At 65.9% G+C, this 12,496-nt stretch carries 10 protein-coding genes; 2 read left to right on the top strand and 8 right to left on the bottom strand.

The window, feature by feature from the left end; genetic code table 11:
* Positions 1-3: 3 nt before the first annotated feature.
* Genes JOF47_RS16460 through JOF47_RS16450 form a run of 3 tightly spaced genes read right to left on the bottom strand, consistent with a single transcriptional unit; the run spans position 4 to position 3,506 of the window.
* Entirely contained in the window at positions 4-1,713 is a 1,710-nt protein-coding gene (locus JOF47_RS16460; protein WP_210000365.1) for a PhnE/PtxC family ABC transporter permease, read from the bottom strand.
* Complete coding sequence (gene phnC, locus JOF47_RS16455) at positions 1,710-2,549, bottom strand: phosphonate ABC transporter ATP-binding protein (RefSeq protein WP_210000364.1); 840 nt, start codon at positions 2,547-2,549, stop codon at positions 1,710-1,712. Before phnC ends, JOF47_RS16460 begins: the two co-directional genes overlap by 4 nt.
* A gap of 39 nt (positions 2,550-2,588) precedes the next feature.
* Positions 2,589-3,506, bottom strand: a complete 918-nt coding sequence (locus JOF47_RS16450) for a phosphate/phosphite/phosphonate ABC transporter substrate-binding protein (RefSeq protein WP_342592817.1) — start codon at positions 3,504-3,506, stop codon at positions 2,589-2,591.
* A 510-nt stretch (positions 3,507-4,016) separates the two neighbouring features.
* Between JOF47_RS16450 and JOF47_RS16445 the strand changes: the two genes are divergently transcribed.
* Positions 4,017-5,441: a flavin monoamine oxidase family protein gene (locus JOF47_RS16445; RefSeq protein WP_210000363.1), complete on the top strand. Its 1,425-nt coding sequence runs from the start codon at positions 4,017-4,019 to the stop codon at positions 5,439-5,441.
* A 228-nt stretch (positions 5,442-5,669) separates the two neighbouring features.
* Positions 5,670-7,103: a flavin monoamine oxidase family protein gene (locus JOF47_RS16440; protein WP_210000362.1), complete on the top strand. Its 1,434-nt coding sequence runs from the start codon at positions 5,670-5,672 to the stop codon at positions 7,101-7,103.
* Here the strand turns inward: JOF47_RS16440 and JOF47_RS16435 are convergent.
* From JOF47_RS16435 to JOF47_RS16415, 5 genes are all read right to left on the bottom strand, one after another.
* Positions 7,100-8,068: a DMT family transporter gene (locus JOF47_RS16435; RefSeq protein WP_210000361.1), complete on the bottom strand. Its 969-nt coding sequence runs from the start codon at positions 8,066-8,068 to the stop codon at positions 7,100-7,102. The genes JOF47_RS16440 and JOF47_RS16435 overlap by 4 nt on opposite strands.
* On the bottom strand, positions 8,065-8,661 hold the full coding sequence (locus JOF47_RS16430) for a TetR/AcrR family transcriptional regulator (RefSeq protein ID WP_210000360.1): 597 nt from the start codon (positions 8,659-8,661) through the stop codon (positions 8,065-8,067). The genes JOF47_RS16435 and JOF47_RS16430 overlap by 4 nt, the downstream gene beginning before the upstream one ends.
* A gap of 224 nt (positions 8,662-8,885) precedes the next feature.
* A complete protein-coding gene (locus tag JOF47_RS16425; RefSeq protein WP_210000359.1) occupies positions 8,886-9,386 on the bottom strand; it encodes a DUF805 domain-containing protein in 501 nt (166 codons plus the stop codon).
* A 249-nt stretch (positions 9,387-9,635) separates the two neighbouring features.
* Entirely contained in the window at positions 9,636-10,874 is a 1,239-nt protein-coding gene (locus JOF47_RS16420; protein WP_210000357.1) for a saccharopine dehydrogenase family protein, read from the bottom strand.
* Positions 10,875-10,974: 100 nt separating this feature from the next.
* Entirely contained in the window at positions 10,975-12,492 is a 1,518-nt protein-coding gene (locus tag JOF47_RS16415; RefSeq protein WP_210000353.1) for an APC family permease, read from the bottom strand.
* Between the last annotated feature and the right edge of the window lie 4 nt (positions 12,493-12,496).

Genomic DNA, 12,496 nt, shown 5'->3' with positions numbered 1-12,496 from the left:
GCCCTAGCGCAAGACCTTGCGCACCCACATGGCGATGCCCTCGACGGCGAGCCCGGCAACCAGGATCATCAGCACGATCGAGGTGACAAGCGGGTAGTTCGACCCCTGGCCCGCATTGAGCAGGTAGTAGCCGATGCCGCCGCCTCCGACGATGCCGAGGATCGTCGCGGCACGGATGTTGGAATCCAGCAGGTAGAAGCTGTGGCCGATGATGGCGCGGGCGCCCTGCGGCAGCGTGGCGGACACGTAGGTTTGGAACCGGGTGGCGCCGGTGGCGGTGAGTGCCCGCTGCGGACCGGTCTGCACCTCCTCGAGCGAGTCGGCGATCAGTTTGCCCAGCAGCCCCACGCCGGCGAAGGCCAGGGCGATGATGCCCGCCTGGCTGCCCAGCCCGGTGACTATGATGAGCAGGATCGCCAGGATGATCTCGGGGACGCCGCGGATGGCCACCAGTGCCAGGCGCGAGCCCGCGCGCACCGAATCGTTCGGTGCCACGTTGCGTGCGGCTAAGGAGCCCAGCACCAGGGAGAAGACCAGTGACAGGATCACCGCTGCCAGCGCGATGGCCAGCGTCTTGCCCATGGCCGAGGCCATGGTCGCGAAGTCATAGGAGCCGAAATTGGGCGGCCAGAACTGTGCCATGATGGCCGGAAGCTTGGGCCAGACCTCGATCAGGTCGCTCCACTTGATGTCGCAGACCCACACGCCGGCCACTGCCACGGCGACGGCGCCCCAGCCCCAGAGCAGGTTGCGCACGCGGGCCGGCGTCCACGGCCTGCGCGAGTGGACCGTCAGGGGTGCGGCGGCGCGCGCGGCCCGGCGGGCCATTGCGCGCTTGGCGGTGGAGCGCGTGGTGTTCGCGGCGTGTCCCAGCAGGACCTTGCGAATGGCGCCGGAAACCAGTTCCATGGCCACGCAGAGGATGAACATCACGATCGCGATGCCGACGCCCAGCGAGTAGTTCAGCGACTTGAACGCATGGGACATTTCCAGGCCGAGGCCCACCACGCCCACGTAGCCTAGGATGACCGAACCGCGGAGGTTGATGTCGTTGCGGTGCAGCACCGTGGCGATCCACGACGGCAGCACCTGCGGCAGTACGCCGCCGATGAATTCCTGGGTCTTGGAACCGCCGGCCGCCCTGATGGCCAGCCGTGGTCCCTCGTCGATCTGTTCGATCGCATCGGCGAAGAGCTTGGAAATCATGCCGATCGAGTGCAGGCCGATGGCCAGGATGCCCGGCAGGGCGCCGATGGAAAACACCAGGATGAACACCATGGCGAAGACGACGTCGGGGATGGCGCGGGTGAAGACCGTGATGAACCGGCCCGCGGCCTGGAAGGCCGGGCCGGGGGTGGTGTTGGCCGCGGCGATGTAGGCCACCGGCACGGACAGGACCGCGGCCAGCAGCGTGCCGGTCAACACCAGGCCCAGGGTGAGAACCGTGAGTTCCAGCAGTTCCGCCAGGGGCGGGAACTTGACCGTGCCGACGCGGGCCAGGAAGCGCTCGGCATTGGCGATGCTCCCGACCATGTTGGCGATTGAGATCTCGGCCTTCGCCAGCGAGTAGATGGAGATGCCCACGATGGCCAGCAGGGTCAGCACCACCGCGGTGCGCTCGGGCGTGGGCCGGGGCAGGGCCCCGGGCTTGCCCGCCACCGGTGTGGTCACCGGCGTGGGAACCGGGGTGGGAATCCGGGTGTCGACGCTCATGAGGAGGCTGCCCCGCTGACGGCCAGGGATGCTGCGTGCTTGGGTTCCGCCTCGGCCTGGGCGGGTGCCGCCGGGGCCTCCGGTTCGGCCGAGACCTTTCCGTAGATCTCCATGACCTGTGCCCGGCCCAGGCCGGCCGTCGGGGTATCCAGGACCACGGCGCCATCGCGCAGCCCGATGATCCGGTCGGCCCAGGAGAGGGCCAGATCCACCTGGTGCAGCGAGCACAGGACCGTGAGGTTGCGTTCGCGGGCGATTTCGCGGATCAGCGACATGACAACCCTGCTTGATTCCGGATCCAGCGAGGCGACGGGTTCGTCGGCCAGCAGGATCTCGGGTTCCTGCATGAGCGCGCGGGCAATGGCGACGCGCTGCTGCTGCCCGCCGGACAGCGTGTCGGCGCGCTCGTAGGCGCGCTCGAGCAGCCCGACCCGATCGAGGGTTTCCAGCGCCTTCACGCGCAGGCGGCGCGGGTAGGTTGCCAGGCCCAGGCGCGGACCCCTGAGCGTGGCCAGCGCACCGGTCAGCACGTTTTCAAGTGCCGTCAGGGATGGAACAAGTTCAAATTGCTGGAAGACAAAGCCCACCTTGGAGCGCAACTGGCGCATGCCCTTGCCCGAGAGCGTGGTGAGGTCCTGGCCCAGGACGTTCAACGTGCCGCTGGTCGGTGTTTCCAGCCCGTCCACGTGCCGCAGGAAGGTCGACTTCCCGGACCCGGAGAGACCCAGCAGCACCACCATTTCGCCCGGTGCGATAGCGAGGTCTACGCCCTTGAGTGCGGCCTTGTCGCCGAATACCTTGACCACGTTTGTGGCCGTGATTGCATGTCCAGACATCTTGTTCACCTGTTCCATCCCCTTCGATCTACCTGGTACTTACTGGCACTGCGAGGCGTTGGTGCTCTTGCAGATGTCGCGGATGGTGTTGTAGTAGGCGTCGTCCACCGGCTTGGTCTCGAAGAAGACGGCCTTGAAGCCCTCGGAATCGGCACCCGCGATGCCGGCGGCGGCGATCTCGTCGATGGTCAGTTCCTTCATCAGCCCGGCAACCTCGGTGCGCAGTTCCTCGGGCAGGTTGTTGGAGACAACGATCGGTGCGCCCGGAACCATGGTCTGGTCGATGACCTTGACCTTGTCGCTCTTTGCGACCTCGCTGTCCTCGGCGAAGCCTGCCTCGCACTCCTTGCCCTCGCCGACCTTTGTCACGGAAACATCGTGCTTGCCGGCAAAGACCTTCTCGATGTCGGAGTCGACATTGATTCCGGCCTTGCCCAGGTTGTAGGAGGGGAAGAGGTAGCCGGAGGTCGAGGACGGATCCACGAAGCAGACCTTCTTGCCCTTCATGTCGGCGATGGTCTTGATGTCGCTGTCGGCCGGCACGATGGCCTGGGAGAAGTAACCCGGCTCCTGGCCTTCCGAGGTGACGATCGAGGAGACCGGGGTGAGCTTGGCGCCGTTGTTGGTGGCGGTCACGTACGTGAAGCCGGAGAAGGATGCGACATCGATCTTGCCGGCGATGGAGGCCTCGATGAGCGCGGCGTAGTCGGTGGACTCGTGGTATTCGACGGTCTTGCCGGTTTCCTTGGCCAGGTAGTCCATCAGCGGCTGGTAGTTGGTTTCGGTGTCAACCGAGTCCGGGACCACGCCGAACACCAGGGTGCTGGCGTCCTTGGCGAAGCCGGCTGCGGCCTCCGGGGTTTGTGCGTTTCCGGCCGGAGCGGCCGAGCATGCCGCCAGGGAAACGCTGGCGAGGAGAGCAAGGGTGAGGGCCGAGATCTTGGTGCGAGTAGACACGGTACTGGTTCCTTCGGAAGTCATCATCTTGTGTGCACAGGAGTCTGTGCCGAGTGTCGACGATATGCACCAAGTTCAACCACCAACCACTCAATCCGTGAACTGCCGGTGAACTGAACCTGCATTTCTGGTGTTGGGTTTCGAAGGTGCATTGAACCACTGACCTGCATGGCGAGGCAGAAGTGTTGTGCGGCGACATGGGCATGGCCGACCGGCCGGGATGTCGGGCGAGCTGGCGGCGCTCGGGCGAAGTTGGCCAGACAAGTCTGCGGCGCCGCCCGGGGGATTGCGCCGGCCCCGGCCTTGAAGTGGGGGTTTGCAGGTGCCGGTGCGCGAGCGGAAGGCGCGGCCTCGGGCGGTCAATTTCGTCGACAACACCCTTGTCAACTGCGTAGACAACGCTGTTGACGATTGTTAGTGTGTGACGCAGTGCACAATCGCCGGTGGGGGCATGGGGACGGCATGGCACTTTGAAGCCCCGCGGTCTCGCGGACTACGAAAGGAAGCTCTATGCAGTCAGAAAACCTTCGGCCTCAGGATAAGCCCACGGGAAATGTTTCCCGACGGGCCATCCTTGGAGCCGGTGCGGCCGCCGCCGGCCTGTTGCTCACGGCCGGGGCCAGCCCGTGGTCGGCAGTTGCGGCGCCGACCTACACCTGGGACGCAATCGTCGTCGGCGCCGGGGCCGCGGGCCTCGGGGCGGCCAGAAAGATCGCCGCCGCCGGCAAGCGGGTCCTGGTGCTCGAGGCCAGGGACCGGATCGGCGGCCGACTGTGGACCGACCGAACCTCGCTGAGCATCCCGCATGAGCGCGGCGGGGAAATGGTGCATGGTCATGACGTTTCCACCTGGGACCTGATTCGGCAGCAAAACCTGACAACCCATCGCTGGGAAGACAAGTTCGCCAAGATCAATGCCGGTGACAGCGTGTGGAACAGCGCCAAGAACTATGACACCTTCCACTTCCCGCAGGGCGCCCCGTCGTTCCCTGCGGGTGTTCCGCAGCCGCTGGCCGGGGAGACCGCCGAGGTGTGGTTGGCGCGGATCGGGATTCCGCGTTCGAACTACCCGATCTACTTCTGGGTGCTGGAGGGTGATTACGAACAGTTCGACGTCATGCCCGCGGACATGGTCGTGGAGGAACTTGGGTTCGTGCTGGACATGCAGCAGTACGCGGGCACCATGCCGCCGGAGGAGTACGGCGACTACAGGGTCATCGGCGGCTATGACCAGATCCTCAAACCGCTGATGCGCGATGTCACGATCCGCAAGTCCACCGTGGTGAACACCGTCGAATACAGTGCCAATTGCGTGAACATCCACACCAACAACGGTTCGTTCAGGTCCCGCGTGGTGGTCATGGCGGTGCCCGGTGGCGTGCTGAAATCCGGCGCGATCACCTTCAACCCGCCGCTGCCGTCTGCGCGCCGCACGGCCATCGACGAGATCAGCTACCTCTCGGTGTTCAAGGGGATCCTCGAGTTCCCCGAGCCCGTGGTGCCGGCGGATGCCGCACTCCCGCGCCGCTGGGACGTCACCGCGCTGTTCTCGGAGAACCCGCCGACCCTGTGGGATGCCTCGCGCGGCACGCCCGGATTCGGGGGACAGCTCATCGTCACCTGGATGACCGGCGGGAAGGCCCAGGAGTTGCTTGACCTGCCGGTGGCCGAACGGCACCAGGCGGGGCTTGAAACCGTCCGCAAGCTGGCCGGCGACCCGGGTTTGCAGCACGTGGGGGCCACAACGTACGACTGGTCCAAGGACAGGTTTGCATTGGGCGCCTATCCCGGCCCGTTCTCGCGGCGCGAGGGCCTGAGTGATCCGGTCGGCGGGGTGCTGTTCTGGGCCGGCATGACCACCAGCACGATCCACGAATCGCGCGATTCGGGAACGGTGGCCGCTGGCTTGGCGTTGGCCGCCCTGCGCCGGGCCTAGTTGCGGGCGAAGCCCGCGTTGGTTGCTGCATGGCGCAGCGACCAACGCGGGTTTTTTGCGTGTGGATGAAGCCGCGCCCGAGCTTTAATCAACACCATTGTCAACATCATGGACAACTATGTTGACGATTGTTAGTGTGTGACCCAGTGCACACTGGCCCGCGGGTGTTGGTCGATCAGCGTGGCACTTTGAAACCCCGCCGCGTAGCGGACAACGAAAGGAAGCTCAATGCAGCCCGAAGATCACCGGCAGGCGAACCGCCACGAAGGAAGCGTCTCCAGACGTACAGTGCTCGGAGCCGGCGCGGCTGCCGCCGCGGGCCTGTTGTTGACGGCCGGGGCAAGCCCCGGCGAGAGCCGGGGAAACGGCCTGGGATCGCTGAACCGCATGTGGGACGCCATCGTCATCGGCGCCGGTGCCGCGGGGCTCGGAGCTGCCCGCAAGCTCTCGGACGCAGGCAAGCAGGTCCTTGTCATCGAAGCCAGGGACCGGATCGGCGGCCGCATGTGGACCGACCGCACCTCGCTGAGCATTCCACACGAGCGCGGCGGCGAGCTGGTGCACGGCCACAACGTTTCCACCTGGGACTTGATCCGCCAGCAGAACCTGAAGACGCATCGCTGGGAGGACAAGTTCGCCAAGATCAACACGGGCGACAGTGTTTGGAACAGCGCCAAGGACTTTGACACCTTCCACTTCCCGCAGGGCGCGCCGTCATTCCCCGGCGAGATACCTCGACCGATGGTCGGGGAGTCTGCCGAAACCTGGCTGGCAAGGATCGGGATTCCGCGCTCGAACTACCCGATCTATTTCTGGGTCATCGAGGGGGATTCCGAACAGTTCGACGTCCTGCCCGCCACCCGGGTCGCCGGCGAGCTCGAGTTTGTCTTGGAGATGCAGCAGTACTCGGGTGAAATGCCGCCGGAGGAGTACGGCGACTACCGGGTCATCGGCGGATACGACCAGGTCCTCAGGCCGCTGGTGCGCGGCGTGGAAATCCGCCACTCCAGCGTTGTCCACACCATCGAGTACCGCAAGAACCGCGTCGACGTGCACACCAACAACGGTTCGTTCAAGTCCCGCGTGGTGGTCATGGCGGTGCCCGGTGGCGTGCTGAAATCCGGCGCCATCAAGTTTGACCCGCCACTGCCCGACGCGCGCCGCACGGCCATCGATGAGATCAGCTACCTGCCGGTGTTCAAGGGAATCCTTGAATTCGCCGAACCCGTCGTGCCCGCGGACCCGACGCTCCCGCGCCGCTGGGACGTCGCCGCGTTGTTCTCCGAGAACCCGCCGACCCTGTGGGACGCCTCGCTCGGCACCCCGGGATACAAGGGGCAGCTCATCGTCACCTGGATGACCGGAGGGAAGGCGCAGGAGCTGCTTGACCTTACGGTGGCCGAACGGCACCAGGCCGGGCTTGAGACCGTCCGGAAGTTTGCGGGGGACCCGGGGCTGAAGCATGTGGGAGCCACGACCTACGACTGGTCCAAGGACAGGTTTGCGTTGGGCGCCTACCCCGGGCCGTTCTCGCGGCGCAGCGGCCTGAGTGATCCGGTCGGCGGGGTGCTGTTCTGGGCGGGCATGACCACCAGCACCATCCACAGTTCGCGTGATTCGGGAACCAAGGCCGCAACGCTGGCGCTGGACGCACTGCGTTAGGGCTTGGCCCCCGGAGTCGGTTGAAGGTCGCGGGCTGGGGTGGGGCTGGTTGGTGCCGTGTCATCGGTTGAAGCTGCGGCGTTGGCTGGCGCAAGGGCCAGGATGACAAGTGCCGCGCCGATGATGGCCAGCCCGCTCCAACCCGCAGGACTGAGGGTTTCCCCGACGATGGCCACGGCCAGGATCGCGGCGACGGCCGGCTCGCTCAGGGTGATGGTGGTTGCGGTGCTGGCTCCCAGACGCGCCAGACCGTATCCGAAAAGCACATAGCCCAGGAACATCGGGACCAGCGCCATGTAGGCCGCCACGGCGAACGCCTGGGTGCTGGCGAGCAAGGGTGCGCCGGTCAGCACGAGCACCGGCAGCAGCAGGATTCCACCGACCCCGAACACCGCACCCATCGAGGCGGAGCGCCCGACGCCTCGATCCATGAGGCGTCGGGCGCACCATGAATAGCAGGCATAAGTGGCACCGGCAACAAGTCCCAGTGCCATGCCGGCGAGGGTGTTTCCGGCGCCACCGGGTCCGTCGGCCATCTTGGACAGGCACAGCAGCAGGCTGCCGATGATGCCGAGCCCGGCGGCAACCATCCACCACCGGCCGAGCGGGGTTCGTTGCACGAACCATTCCAGCACCCCGGAAGCCAACGGGGCCGAGGCCAGGGACACAACGGTGCCGAGCGCCACCCCGGCCAGGTGCATCGAGCTGTAAAACGCCAGCGGGTAGATCGCCACCGCCACGGCGCCCACGGCGACCAGAGGCAGGTTGGCACGCAGTCGACCGCGCTGTGCCCGCAGTGCGGGAATCGCGATGAGGGCCTGCAGGATGCCGCCGATCCCCAGTGCCGCGGCCCCGATCGCCAGCGGGCCTGCATCGGGCGCGAAAGTGGCCGCGGTTCCCGTGGTGCCCCACAGGATCGAGGTGATGGTGATCGCCCCGATGGCGAGCATCCTTCCGCGGTTCATGCCGCGTCCACCAACTCTGCATCCACCAGTGCGGCGGCGATGGTCCGGGCGCGAACCAGGCGGTCGGATGTTCCTTCCAGTCCTGCTCGGGCCACGGCGCCTTCGAGCAGGAATGACAGTTCCTCGGCGAGGTCTGCAGCCAAATCGGCGTCGAGGGCCTCGGTCAGCCCGGCGGCCAGGATCGACTCGACCTCTTCCTTGTGTGCCCGCACCGCCGCCCGCCCGGGCGCGCCCACAGGCAGCTCGGCCGCCGCGTTGAGCAGCCCGCACCCGCGGAACCCGTGGGAGTAGGCGGCTTCGGCGTGGTCGATGTAGGCATCGAACACCGCCAGCACCCTCTCGCGGGCAGTCCGCGCCTCGGCGGTGCGCAGCCTGTGCAGCCCCAGCCATTCCTGGTGCCGTTCGGTGAGATAGGTGAGCACCAGCTCGTCCTTGGACGCGAAGTTGTTGTACAGGCTCTTCCGAGCCACGCCCGCCTGCTCGGTGATCGCATCGATGCCGGTTGCCGCAATCCCGTGCGCGTAGAACAAGTCCGCCGCGGCCTTCAGCAGTCGATTCCTTGCCGGACGCTGCCGGCCCACAATTTCACCCATCACATTCCAATTCTCGGTAGGTAGACCAGTCTACCTACTTAATGTCCTTGGTGCCACCGGTGCGTTGCAGCCTGGATGCGGAAGGTCGAAGCCAGGAGCGAGGGCCTGCCGTTTTGCCCGACGCCCCCGGCCGTGCAGCGGTCGGGCAGGGGTGCCGCTCAACGAGCAGCGCCCATGCAACCGGGTTCCGGTTGCAGGGGCGCTGCCTCCGAAAGGGTTCGCGGCTACGGCGTTGGCTGACCCGTTGGCCGGGCCTGACCCTTGTCGAAGCGTGCGCCTGCCGGATTGGACGGCATCAGCGCAAGGATCAGGATGGCCAGCGACCCGAAGAGCGGCGCCAAGGGGAGCAGGACCAGCCAGCCGCTGAAGTTGCCGTCGTGGAGGCGGCGCACCATCAGCGCCAAGCCGGGGATGATGGTGGCAAGACCGTAGAGTGTCAATAGCAACACCCCGGGAATGGCGCCCGGGGGCATCCCGGCGGAGTTGGGCTCGAAGTTGAATGCGCCACCCATGATCATGGCGGCTACTGCGACGATCCCGACCAGGGCGTTTAGTACCGCTATCCACCAGTACTCGCTGCGGCTGGCACGACCGCTGAACGTCGCATACTTCTTGAAGTACCGCTTGACGGCTTCACCGAAGCCGGCGCCATAGCGGGGCAGGTCCAGGGGGTCTTGGGGAGTGGAAGAGCCGGGGTTCCCGGGCGGGTAGGCAGGGTGTGACATGGTGTGCACTCCTCCATCGAAGTGATCTTTTGCCATGGTACTCGACGGGCTGCCCGTGCCGCGACGGGGTGGTGCGACATATATGGCACCGCCGATCAGGTCTGGTTCGGAGGTGTTTCCATGACCGGCGTTGACGAACATGTCTGGCCGGACGCTCGGCGCGGTGGGAAGCTGGCCGCCGTACAAGTACCCGCAATACGCAGGGAGGCCCCGGCCAAAATAGCCGGGACCTCCGTTGCATGTTATGACTTATTCGCCCAGTTCGTGGGTCCGATCCTGGATGTGCCACGGGGAACCGTAGCCGGCCGGGGCCTCGGAGCCGAGCAGGTCGAGGAACGGCTTGGCGTCGAAGGCCTCCGGGCCCAGCACGCCCGCGCTGCTCCACACGCCGGTCGCCAGCAGTTCCAAGGCGATGACCGGGTTCAACGCGGTCTGCCAGACCACTGCCTGCGAGTTGTCGCGGGCCATCGTCTCCTCGTTGTCGGCCACGTGGTACAGGTAGACGCGCTTGGGAGCCCCGTCCTTGCCCTTGCCGGTGACCAGCAGGCCGGCGCAGGTCTTGCCCTTCATCAGGTGGCCCAGCTGTGCCGGGTCCGGAAGCGCCGCGGCGACGACGTCGCGCGGGGAAACCATCTGGCCCTTGACGTTGACCGGCTTGGTGGAATCAAGGCCGAGCATGTGCAGGGTCTTGAGCACGGAGATGAACTCCTCGCCCAGCCCGTACTTGAAGTTGACCTTCTTGGCATCGATCCAGCGCGGCATCAGCAGCACTTCCTCGTGCTCGACGTTCACGCATTTGACCTCGCCGATCCCTTCCGGGAAATCGAAGACCTCCGGCTCGGAGAACGGGGCGGTGGTGAACCAGCCGCGGTCGGCCTCGTACATCACCGGCGGGTTCAGGCATTCCTCGATGGTGGTCCAGATGGAGAAAGAAGGGGCGAAGTCGTAGCCCTCGACGGTCAGGTTGGCGCCATCGCGCACGCCGAGTTCGTCGATCTCGCTGAACAGCTCGTCTGCCGCGTAGCGGGCAAAGACATCGGAGAGGCCCGGCTCGACGCCGATGCCGCACAGGGCAAGAATGCCGCGTGATTCCAGGTCTTCGTGCGCCTTGAACTGCTCGTCGCCCAGCTTCACGCCGGTGAGCTCGTGCGGGGTTTCCGGGTGCGGGGTGGACAGGGACATGGCCATGTCCAGGTAGGTGGCGCCCGCGTGGGTGACGCCGGTGAAGATCGGCATCACGAAGCGCGGGTCCACGGCGTTCAGCGTGTGGGTGATGCCGTGCTCGCGCACCAGCGCCTCGACCGCGGCGGCGTCGGAGGCGTCGACCTGTGCTGCCTTGAAACGGGGATCCGCCAGTTCCGCGATGAGCTTCTCGGGACGGGTCGGATCGTAGTCGGCGATCAGGCAGGTGGTGAAGAAGTCGCGACGCTTGGCGATGCGGGCGGCTGCCGCGCCGACTCCGCCTGCTCCGATGATGAGGATGTGCACGTTGTGGCCTTTCCTGATGTCTTTATGCGGTGTTGTCTTCCGGCGGCTGTGCCGGAATGGGGGAGTGGTTGCGGGGCCGGGTTTATCCGAGCCCCGGGGATTACTCGGGTGCCAGGATCTTGGAGTCTTTGTTGATGGTTTCCCTGCGGAAGTACGGCTTCGATTCGGGGAACAGGGACCAGACGAACATTGCGACAAGGCCGAGTGCCAGCGAGCCGATGCCAATCACGAAGGTGGAACCGATCCCTCCGATGGTTGCGTAGCCGTACTCGGGATCCGCCATGTCGATGGCCGACTGGATGAACGCCCAGGCCATGAACACCCCGCCGAGCAGCGGGAAGAGGAAACGGTAGAAGACGTTGCGTGCGGAGGTGAACAGGGACGTGCGGAAGTACCAGATGCAGGCGAAGGATGCGATGCCGTAGAAGAGCGCGATGGCCAGGCCGATCGAGAGGATCGAATCCTGCAGCAGGTTGTTGCTGACCAAGCTCATGCCCACGAAGTAGGCGATGGAGATGATTCCCATCAGCAGCGTGGAGAACGTGGGGGTCTGCGACTTTTCGCCGACCACCGCGAAGCGGGCCGGCAGGGCCTTGTAGATGCCCATGGCAAAGGTGCCGCGCGCGGTGGGCAGGATGGTGGTCTGCGAGGAGGAAAGCGCGGAGATGGCCACGGCGATGATGAGGAACCATCCCAGCGGGCCCATGGCCTGGGACGCGAGTCCGTAGAAGACGTCGTCAGCGTTCTCCGGATTAGCCAGTCCGGTCCCTTCTTCCCCGATTCCGGCGTACATCATCACGGCGAGGGTGATGCCGACGTAGGTGACAAGCAGCAGGACGGTGGACAGGAGTGCGGCGCGGCCGGGGGTCTTCTTCGGGTCCTTGGTTTCCTCGGTCAGCGCCAGGCAGGTGTCCCAACCCCAGTAGATGAACAGGGCGAGCATGACGGCCTGGACCATGCCGGATTGGTCGGCAAGTATCGGGTTGAACCAGTCGAGGGATATCGGGGTGGCATCCGGGGCGTTGCCGGTGAAGTACCCGACCAGGCAGCCGATGACAAAGGCGGCCATGGCGGCGTACTGGATGACCAGCAGAACCGTCTGCACCTTCTCGCCGAGTTCCACGCCGCGCATCGACACGTAGGTCATGATCGCGATGGTTGCGGCGCCCAGCCCGACGACCACGGCCCGGTTTTCGACGAGCGACCCGTCGCCGACCAGGTGGAGGATGTAGACGGCGGTGATCTCGGCGAGGTTTGCCATGACAAAGATGCCGGCGACGGCCAGCGCCCACCCGGAGAACCATCCGGTGCGCGGGCCGAAGGCCTTCGCGGCCCAGGTGAAGACCGTGCCGCAGTCGGGCAGCGCGCTGTTCAGCTCGCGGTAGGCGAAGGCGGTGAACATCATCGGCACGAAGGCGATGATGAAGGCGATGGGCGCCTGGGCGCCGACCGCCAGCACCACGTAGCCCAAGGTCGCTGCAATCGAGAAGAGCGGTGCGGTGGAGGCCAGCCCGATGATCGTGGAACCGGCGATGCCGAGCTTGCCTGTTGCAAGGCCCTTGCCCGGCGTGGCCGCGGGTGTGGGTTGGCCTGCAGGTCCATGCGTGGTGGTTTGCATTCGG

The organism is Paeniglutamicibacter kerguelensis (genome assembly GCF_017876535.1).
Taxonomy (GTDB): Bacteria; Actinomycetota; Actinomycetes; order Actinomycetales; family Micrococcaceae; genus Paeniglutamicibacter; species Paeniglutamicibacter kerguelensis.
Note: the sequence above shows the minus strand (reverse complement) of the source record. Positions and strands in the feature narration are given on the sequence as shown.

What these genes read in the sequence shown, in the direction of transcription:
- JOF47_RS16460 (WP_210000365.1), bottom strand. Translation starts at nt 1,713, where the DNA reads ATGAGCGTCGACACCCGGATTCCCACCCCGGTTCCCACGCCGGTGACC.
- JOF47_RS16445 (WP_210000363.1), top strand. Translation starts at nt 4,017, where the DNA reads ATGCAGTCAGAAAACCTTCGGCCTCAGGATAAGCCCACGGGAAATGTT.
- JOF47_RS16435 (WP_210000361.1), bottom strand. Translation starts at nt 8,068, where the DNA reads ATGAACCGCGGAAGGATGCTCGCCATCGGGGCGATCACCATCACCTCG.
- JOF47_RS16430 (WP_210000360.1), bottom strand. Translation starts at nt 8,661, where the DNA reads ATGGGTGAAATTGTGGGCCGGCAGCGTCCGGCAAGGAATCGACTGCTG.
- phnC (WP_210000364.1), bottom strand. Translation starts at nt 2,549, where the DNA reads ATGTCTGGACATGCAATCACGGCCACAAACGTGGTCAAGGTATTCGGC.
- JOF47_RS16440 (WP_210000362.1), top strand. Translation starts at nt 5,670, where the DNA reads ATGCAGCCCGAAGATCACCGGCAGGCGAACCGCCACGAAGGAAGCGTC.
- JOF47_RS16425 (WP_210000359.1), bottom strand. Translation starts at nt 9,386, where the DNA reads ATGTCACACCCTGCCTACCCGCCCGGGAACCCCGGCTCTTCCACTCCC.
- JOF47_RS16415 (WP_210000353.1), bottom strand. Translation starts at nt 12,492, where the DNA reads ATGCAAACCACCACGCATGGACCTGCAGGCCAACCCACACCCGCGGCC.